The organism is Vibrio sp. 10N.247.310.98, from assembly GCF_041467395.1.
Taxonomy (GTDB): domain Bacteria; phylum Pseudomonadota; class Gammaproteobacteria; order Enterobacterales; family Vibrionaceae; genus Vibrio; species Vibrio crassostreae_C.
In genome coordinates, this window is record NZ_JBFSUL010000068.1 from 19338 (window position 1) to 27035 (window position 7698).

A 7698-nucleotide genomic window follows, 5' to 3' on the forward strand; every position below is an offset into this window, starting at 1 on the left:
GTCAAAATTAAAACAGCCTGCGACGCGCAAGCTGTTCATACGTTTCTTATCTAAGTTTATCGCAGCCTGAATTAGAGCCCGACTTTTGCCAACTCTTGCTCTGCGAACTCAGACGGTATTGCTAAATAGCCATCTTTCTCTACAAGTTCTTGTCCTTGCTTTGAGAACACAAAAGTGAGGAACTCTCTTTCAACGGGAGAAAGCGGTTTATCTGGGTGTTTGTTCACGTATACGTAAAGAAAGCGTGATAGAGGGTAATCACCGCTCAAGATATTCGCTCGAGTCGGCTCTACATAATCAGAACCATGCTCAGCAATAGGAATTAACTTAACGCCAGCGACACGATAGCCAATACCTGAGTAGCCAATCCCACTGATGGATGAAGCGACCGACTGAACGACTGAAGCCGAACCAGGTTGCTCATTCACACGATTTTTAAAGTCACCGCCGCACAGTGCATTCTGTTTGAAGTATCCATAAGTCCCCGATACAGAATTGCGACCGAACAATTGGAATCGATGTTTCGCCCATGGCTGATCGATTCCGAGATCTTGCCAGTTATTGAGGGGCCTTGTTGCTCCGCAGCGTAATGTCTCAGAAAAAATGCCATCAATCTGACGAAAGTTAAGCCCCTCAATAGGGTTATCACGATGCACAAAAAGCCCAATCGCATCGATAGCAACTCGCAGTGCTGTTGGCTTATATCCATGCTCCCTTTCAAATGCTTCAATTTCTCGCAGGCGCATCGGACGACTCATTGGCCCTAGATGTGCAGTCCCTTCGGTTAAGGCTGGAGGAGCAGTAGAAGAACCCGATGCTTGGACTTGAGCGTTAACATTTGGGTAGTAGGACTTGAACTCTTCCACCCATAACGTCGTCATACCCGCTAAGGTATCCGAACCGACCGATAATAAGCTCCCAGAAATTCCCGGAACCTTAGAATAATCAGGAAGAGAATCGACACCCTGTTCGGCATGCACAGGGTTAACTAAAGCAAACGCTAATAATGAGCTGACTGGAAAATGCATCCTGCGTATCGAACAACTCATGATACGGTCAGTCGATTTGGTAAAGTAAAATGGAAACGACTGCCGACGCCCACTTCACTTTGAATTTCGAGATGTGAATCGTGGTGGCTAAGCGCATGCTTTACAATCGCTAATCCAAGACCACTACCACCGGTATCACGAGAGCGGGCTTTATCTACACGATAGAAGCGCTCTGTGAGTCGATGTAAGTGTTGAGGCTCAATACCATCACCAGTATCTGACACATCTAAGCACGCGCCTTGGCTGGTTTGATACCAACGCACTTTGACCGTTGCACCTGCGGGTGTGTATTTAACCGCGTTATAAACCAAATTCGATATCGCACTTCTCAATTGGTCTTCATCGGCAAGAACTCGTAGGCTCTTATCGATATCAAACTCAAGCTTATGTTCGCGCTCACCGCTAAGGCTCGCCGCTTCTTTCTCAAGAACCTCAAGCATCGCCGGAACGTTGACCACTTCATCCAACTCATGCATTGGCGCCGCTTCAATTTTCGAAAGCGTGAGTAGTTGATTAACCAAACTGTTCATTCGATTGAGCTGCTCAGTCATTACGCCATGCGCCTTGGTCCACATTGGGCCAACGATCATGTCTGGATCTTCGGTCATTTCAAGGTAACCTTGAAGGACGGTCATCGGCGTACGCAATTCATGAGAAACGTTAGCGAAGAAGTTACGGCGCATGCCTTCTAACTGCTTAAGCTGGGTCACATCACGTACCACCATCAGGTGTTCACCCTCGGTATACGGCACAATACGCAGCTCGAGCATACGCTCCACATTCAATGGAGAAGGCATCTCTAATGGCTCAGAGAAATCTTGCTTATTAAGGTACTTAATAAAATCTGGAGTACGAATCAAATTCGAGATCGGTTGACCTGAATCATCTGGCCAACGAAAGCCCAGCAAATACTGAGCTAGCTTGTTACACCAAACGATATTGCCTTCACCGCGAAATACCACAACGGCATCGGGAAGCGATTCTGCACCGTTACGGAAACGGCGGATAAGGTTAGTCAGTTCTTTGCGTTTGCGACGCTGTCTCTGCTGCATACGATAAATACCGTTAAACAGAGATTCCCAGTTCCCAGAGCCTGAAGGTGGAGTTAGACGCTTCTCATCCCACAGCCATGCGGACAAACGCATTTGGTTGTGTAGATGCCAGCCGAGCTGCAATACCGTAGCAGCCAGCAGTAACCAAGGTAGGTAACCGAATATCCATCCGACTAAAACCCATGGTGCGTAAAAAAAAGCCAGCTCCCAAGCCAGCTTTTTCCAGGTTAACTTTTCAACCATTCAGGACTCCGTAAACTGGGCAGCGAAGCCACATTAAGCCTTTGTAGAAAAACGGTAGCCAGCGCCACGAACCGTTTGGATTAGCTTATCGTGACCTGCAGACTCAAGCGCTTTACGCAGGCGTCGAATATGTACATCAACCGTTCGGTCTTCAACGTAAACATTGGTACCCCAAACGTTGTTAAGCAGCTGCTCTCGGCTGTATACACGCTCTTGGTGCGTCATAAAGAAATGCAGCATTTTGAATTCTGTTGGTCCCATATCAACTGGACCTTCACTTGCGGTCACGCGGTGTGATACTGGGTCTAATTTAAGGCCCTGTACATCAATCACATCTTCCAATGCCGTTGGTGTTACACGACGAATCACCGCTTTAAGGCGAGCAACAAGCTCTTTTGGCGAAAACGGTTTGGTAATGTAGTCGTCAGCGCCAACTTCTAAACCGCGAACCTTATCTTCTTCTTCACCACGAGCTGTTAGCATCACCACTGGGATGTTGCGAGTTAACTCTTCACGCTTCATGTGCTTGATAAAGTTTATCCCGCTACCACCAGGTAGCATCCAATCTAGTAATACTAGATCTGGGAAAGGTTCACATAGCTTGTTTACCGCTGTATCGTAATCTTCAGCCTCTACTGCTTGGTAGCCTTTTTGTTCAAGTACAAAACACAGCATCTCACGAATAGGTGCTTCATCTTCAACGACCAGAATCCTTCTCGACATAATTGAATAGCCTTTGTATTTAATCAACGCATTGCATTATCTGAGTTAATTATGACACTTTTGTGACCTTTGAAAACAAATTTTCATATAACTGTCTCAAACGTTTCACTTTATAACTTTTGATACAGAGCTAAGGACAAATCGAATTAGATCTCATATCATGAGGCACTTCTAAAAAGGTATGAGAAAAATATATGTGGTTTAAAAATTGCCTAGTCTATCGCTTCAACCGTGATATTGATTTCAACGCAGATCAGCTAGAGAAACAACTTGAAGAATTCCGCTTTACTCCTTGTGGTAGCCAAGACAAACAGAAATTTGGTTGGGTGCACGCAATGGGTAAACATGGCGATATGATGACGCACGTATCAGAGAACCGCATTCTCATCTGTGCAAAGAAAGAAGAGAAAATGCTACCAGCATCTGTGATTAAAGAGTCACTGAATGCAAAAATCGAAACACTCGAAGCTGAGTCTGGCACTCCTCTTAAAAAGAAAGAGAAAGACAGCCTCAAAGAAGACATCATCATTGATCTCCTTCCTCGCGCATTCAGCCGCAGTAACTTCACATACGCGCTGATCATGCCAAAAGAAGGCTTCATTGTTGTTGATGCAAGCAGCTACAAAAAAGCAGAAGACGTGTTAGCTCTGCTGCGTAAAACAATGGGTAGCCTACCAGTCGTGCCAGCTATTCCTGAGCAAGCGATTGAAACGACTCTAACCGAGTGGGTTAAATCAGGTGATACACCTCAAGGCATTACAATGCTTGATGAAGCTGAGCTTAAGTCGATTCAAGAAGACGGTGGTATTGTTCGAGTTAAAAAACAAGAGCTAGAAGCCGACGAGATTAAAAACCACATCGAAGCAAATAAAGTGGTAACTAAGCTGCTTATCAACTGGCAAGATCGCATTGAATTCATCCTTGCTGAAGACGGCAGTATCAAACGCCTGAAGTTCAGCGATGAACTTAAAGATGAGAACGACGATATTCCCCGTGAGGACCAAGCTGCACGCTTTGATGCAGATTTCTCATTGCTATGTGGTGAGTTCAGCGTGTTCCTTCCGAATCTATTCGAATCACTAGGTGGATTAACTCAACCGAACGCTTAATCGGTATCTCCAAAGCTCAGGTGCTCCGTGCCTGAGCTTATTTTCCCTACATTTCCCGCTGTATATTTATCCCTTCACTCTCTTCTTAATATCATTGCTATCTTTAGGGCTATCAACCAGACTCATTTTAGCGTAAAATTTGCGCCCCTTTGATATCACTTGGTGGTATCAACCTGACTTGAGATCAGATTAGAGAACGAAGCAATGACTACACAAAAACCATTTGTACCTGAACTATTATCACCGGCAGGAAGCCTCAAAAACATGCGTTACGCATTCGCCTACGGCGCAGATGCAGTATACGCAGGCCAGCCACGTTACAGCCTTCGTGTTCGTAACAACGAGTTCAATCACGAAAACCTACAAATCGGTATCGATGAAGCTCATGCTCAAGGCAAAAAGTTATATGTTGTATGTAACATTCAGCCGCACAACTCTAAATTAAAAACATTCATTCGCGACCTCAAACCAGTTGTAGACATGGGCCCTGACGCGCTTATCATGTCAGATCCTGGTCTTATCATGATGGTTCGTGAAGCATTCCCTGAAATGCCAATCCATCTTTCTGTTCAAGCAAACGCAGTAAACTGGGCGACCGTTAAGTTCTGGTCAACTCAAGGCGTTGAGCGTGTGATCTTATCTCGTGAGCTATCGCTTGAAGAGATCGAAGAGATTCGCGAACACTGCCCAGAAACAGAGCTAGAGATCTTTGTTCACGGAGCTCTTTGCATGGCTTACTCAGGCCGTTGTCTGCTTTCTGGTTACATGAACAAGCGCGATCCAAACCAAGGTACTTGCACCAACGCTTGCCGCTGGGAATACAAAACAGAAGCAGCGAAAGAAGACGAAAACGGTCAGATCGTTGAAGCAAACCCTACTGGTGTTGCTATTCAAGAAGTAGAAACGCAAGACATTGAAGTTCAAGATGAGCGTCCAGACAACACACTAGGCCTTGGTAAACCAACAGACGAAGTGGTTCTGCTTTCTGAATCACACAAGCCAGAAGAGAAAATGGCAGCGTTTGAAGATGAGCATGGTACTTACATCATGAACTCAAAAGACCTTCGTGCAATCCAACACGTTGAGCGCCTAACGAAGATGGGTGTTCACTCTCTGAAGATTGAAGGTCGTACTAAGTCTTTCTACTACTGTGCACGTACTGCTCAGGTTTACCGTAAAGCTATTGACGATGCAGTGGCAGGCAAACCATTCGATGAAAGCCTAATGGGTACACTAGAGAGCCTAGCTCACCGTGGTTACACTGAAGGCTTCTTACGTCGCCATACACACGATACATACCAAAACTACGAGTACGGTTACTCTATCTCTGACACTCAACAGTTTGTTGGTGAGTTCACAGGTAAGCGCCGTGGTGACCTAGCGGAAGTAGAAGTGAAGAACAAGTTCCTAGTAGGCGACAGCTTAGAAATGATGACACCGAAAGGTAACGTTGTTTTCAAACTAGAAGTTATGGAAAACCGCAAATCTGAAGCGGTCGACGATGCGAAAGGTAACGGTCACTTTGTATTTATTCCTGTACCAGCAGATCTAGATCTAGAGTACGGCTTGCTGATGCGTAACTTGAGCGAAGGCCAAGATACACGTAACGCATCAGGCAAATAATTTTTACTTAAGCGACTTACTTGAGAAGAAAATAATGGCTCTGTTAATTACTGACAAGTGCATAAACTGCGATATGTGTGATCCTGAATGCCCAAATGGTGCAATCACTATGGGCGACAGCATCTTCGAGATCGATCCTGATTTATGTACAGAGTGTAAAGGTCACTATGAAAAGCCAACATGCCAGTCAGTGTGTCCGATTACAAAATGCATCATCACTGACCCAAACCATATTGAAACTGATGACGAGCTACTTGAGAAGTTTGTTATCATTCAAGGCTTGACCTAAAAGAAGAAAGGTTCAACTTAACCATAAGTTGAACCTTTTTTTTCATCCTGATTTTCCGATTGGATAAATATTGCAGAAGAGCTCTTTTTCAAATTGATATTCGAGTCGTTCTCGCCAGTTTATTGATTGAGCTATAGGAACAAGATAAAAGTTTTCCCTGCTGGTATCGGTCACAAATGCCATTCCATACTGCATCAATTCATAGTGAACATCATTTACGAAACTAGGGTCTAAACGTTGTCTGCCTGTTAGCTGATTGATGTCATCTCTTGAAATTGAAATACCCGAGCTTTCAGCGTTGAACCTATGTCTTAACCATTCTGAAAATTCCTTCGCACAAATCATAGTCATAGTCTTATCCTTGAATTATCTATCGACGGGTATCAGACTCTGATTTCGCATACTGCATATAAGCCGCATCTTTCACCCCAAAACACTCAATCCCTGACCAAACCTTGTCAAATTCGCCATCGCCCTTGCTGATACCGTTATTGCTTTTATTAATATCAAACGATGTTCTTAATCTCGTGTTTATAAACTCTAGACAAAAGTGTGATATTTCTCCAGTTTTAGAGTCGAAAAAACCAGTGGCAGTACCACTGTAAAAAGCCTCGATGAACAGGATTACTTATTCGATATCAAGGCCAAACACTGACTTGGCATCACTTTAACTTTTTTCTTTTTCTTAGTTTTCGCTACTTTTTTAGGAGGTGGAACTGGAACAGTCTTTGGAGCCCAACTTGCAAGTTCATCTCCACAACCGTCACCTTTAGGAGGGCTCGCTTGAGCTATGCAGTTTGAACTGCCTTCAGGACACTTTAAACGAACGTGGAAGTGGGAGTGGTGTCCCCACCAAGGTCTTATTTTGCCTAACCAAGCTCTATCATTAGCGTCAGAGTTTTCTTGTTCACAAAGGGTTTGCTTGATCACTGGATGAACAAAAATACGCACCACTTTTTCATCTTTCGCCGCATAACGAATAACTTGAAAATGATCATCGGTCCAATTCGATTCACGCAATTTGTAGTTGGTAAGATCCACAACGCTCACAGGTTTAGGCACAGCTAATTCGTTCTCTGACAACCTCTTACTGGTTAACCTTAGCCATATATCAATATCTAACCCTGTTTGATGACTTGAATGACCTGAAGAAAAGCGCCCTCCTCTGGGAAGAGAAATATCACCGATCAATAAATTAGTATTGAGCTTCTCGCTGGTCGTGACTCCTAACCTCTCAATAAACTTTATAGCTTCTGTATGGCCATAGTAGCGCTCTCTTTGAGGGCGAATGATCTGATACCCCAAACCATTAATAGGCAAAGCCTGCGCACCGTCTAGACAGCCATTGGCATAGCTTCCAATTGATGAGGGTGAATTTCTAGTAGGGTGACTCTCTTTTTCCCACGAAGTTGCTGATAGAGAAAATGAACAAAAGAATACAACCAGTGCAAAAAAGAACCTCATAATAATCCCAAATTACTGACGCTTACTCATTATATTAGTCGCCATTTAGGATTAGGTGCATATCGTACTTAAGTTTTTGGTGGTAGCTAGTGAATTATACCAATTAAAGTAAAAATGTGATCTAATTAAGATTGATGAATTATTGT

At 44.0% G+C, this 7698-nt stretch carries 8 protein-coding genes; 3 read left to right on the top strand and 5 right to left on the bottom strand.

Features of this window, described 5'->3' with window-relative positions:
- Nucleotides 1-71: 71 nt before the first annotated feature.
- Genes AB6E78_RS19990 through phoB form a run of 3 tightly spaced genes read right to left on the bottom strand, consistent with a single transcriptional unit; the run spans nucleotide 72 to nucleotide 3067 of the window.
- A complete protein-coding gene (locus AB6E78_RS19990; protein WP_032548820.1) occupies nucleotides 72-1049 on the bottom strand; it encodes a PstS family phosphate ABC transporter substrate-binding protein in 978 nt (325 codons plus the stop codon).
- On the bottom strand, nucleotides 1046-2344 hold the full coding sequence (phoR, locus tag AB6E78_RS19995) for a phosphate regulon sensor histidine kinase PhoR (protein ID WP_004740365.1): 1299 nt from the start codon (nucleotides 2342-2344) through the stop codon (nucleotides 1046-1048). The genes AB6E78_RS19990 and phoR overlap by 4 nt, the downstream gene beginning before the upstream one ends.
- A gap of 33 nt (nucleotides 2345-2377) precedes the next feature.
- Nucleotides 2378-3067, bottom strand: coding sequence for a phosphate regulon transcriptional regulator PhoB (phoB, locus tag AB6E78_RS20000; protein ID WP_004735064.1), 690 nt, complete (start codon nucleotides 3065-3067; stop codon nucleotides 2378-2380).
- Nucleotides 3068-3261: 194 nt separating this feature from the next.
- On the opposite strand from phoB, the gene rdgC reads away from it, so the two are divergent.
- The 3 genes from rdgC to AB6E78_RS20015 all read left to right on the top strand — a co-directional run bounded on the left by rdgC (nucleotide 3262) and on the right by AB6E78_RS20015 (nucleotide 6088).
- Nucleotides 3262-4176: a recombination-associated protein RdgC gene (gene rdgC, locus AB6E78_RS20005; protein ID WP_008223904.1), complete on the top strand. Its 915-nt coding sequence runs from the start codon at nucleotides 3262-3264 to the stop codon at nucleotides 4174-4176.
- Between the two features lie 204 nt (nucleotides 4177-4380).
- Nucleotides 4381-5799, top strand: coding sequence for a tRNA 5-hydroxyuridine modification protein YegQ (gene yegQ / locus AB6E78_RS20010; protein ID WP_017062848.1), 1419 nt, complete (start codon nucleotides 4381-4383; stop codon nucleotides 5797-5799).
- A gap of 34 nt (nucleotides 5800-5833) precedes the next feature.
- Nucleotides 5834-6088, top strand: coding sequence for a YfhL family 4Fe-4S dicluster ferredoxin (locus tag AB6E78_RS20015; protein ID WP_004735061.1), 255 nt, complete (start codon nucleotides 5834-5836; stop codon nucleotides 6086-6088).
- 42 nt (nucleotides 6089-6130) lie between these two features.
- Here AB6E78_RS20015 and AB6E78_RS20020 read toward each other — a convergent pair whose 3' ends face one another.
- Both AB6E78_RS20020 and mepA read right to left on the bottom strand, forming a co-directional pair.
- Nucleotides 6131-6439: a hypothetical protein gene (locus tag AB6E78_RS20020; protein WP_017062536.1), complete on the bottom strand. Its 309-nt coding sequence runs from the start codon at nucleotides 6437-6439 to the stop codon at nucleotides 6131-6133.
- Between the two features lie 273 nt (nucleotides 6440-6712).
- Nucleotides 6713-7552 carry a penicillin-insensitive murein endopeptidase gene (mepA, locus tag AB6E78_RS20025; RefSeq protein WP_017062537.1) on the bottom strand — a complete coding sequence of 280 codons (840 nt, stop codon included), beginning with the start codon at nucleotides 7550-7552 and terminating at the stop codon, nucleotides 6713-6715.
- Between the last annotated feature and the right edge of the window lie 146 nt (nucleotides 7553-7698).

Coding starts and splice junctions, on each gene's coding strand:
- AB6E78_RS19990 (WP_032548820.1), bottom strand. CDS start 1,049: ATGAGTTGTTCGATACGCAGGATGCATTTTCCAGTCAGCTCATTATTA.
- phoR (WP_004740365.1), bottom strand. CDS start 2,344: ATGGTTGAAAAGTTAACCTGGAAAAAGCTGGCTTGGGAGCTGGCTTTT.
- phoB (WP_004735064.1), bottom strand. CDS start 3,067: ATGTCGAGAAGGATTCTGGTCGTTGAAGATGAAGCACCTATTCGTGAG.
- rdgC (WP_008223904.1), top strand. CDS start 3,262: ATGTGGTTTAAAAATTGCCTAGTCTATCGCTTCAACCGTGATATTGAT.
- yegQ (WP_017062848.1), top strand. CDS start 4,381: ATGACTACACAAAAACCATTTGTACCTGAACTATTATCACCGGCAGGA.
- AB6E78_RS20015 (WP_004735061.1), top strand. CDS start 5,834: ATGGCTCTGTTAATTACTGACAAGTGCATAAACTGCGATATGTGTGAT.
- AB6E78_RS20020 (WP_017062536.1), bottom strand. CDS start 6,439: ATGACTATGATTTGTGCGAAGGAATTTTCAGAATGGTTAAGACATAGG.
- mepA (WP_017062537.1), bottom strand. CDS start 7,552: ATGAGGTTCTTTTTTGCACTGGTTGTATTCTTTTGTTCATTTTCTCTA.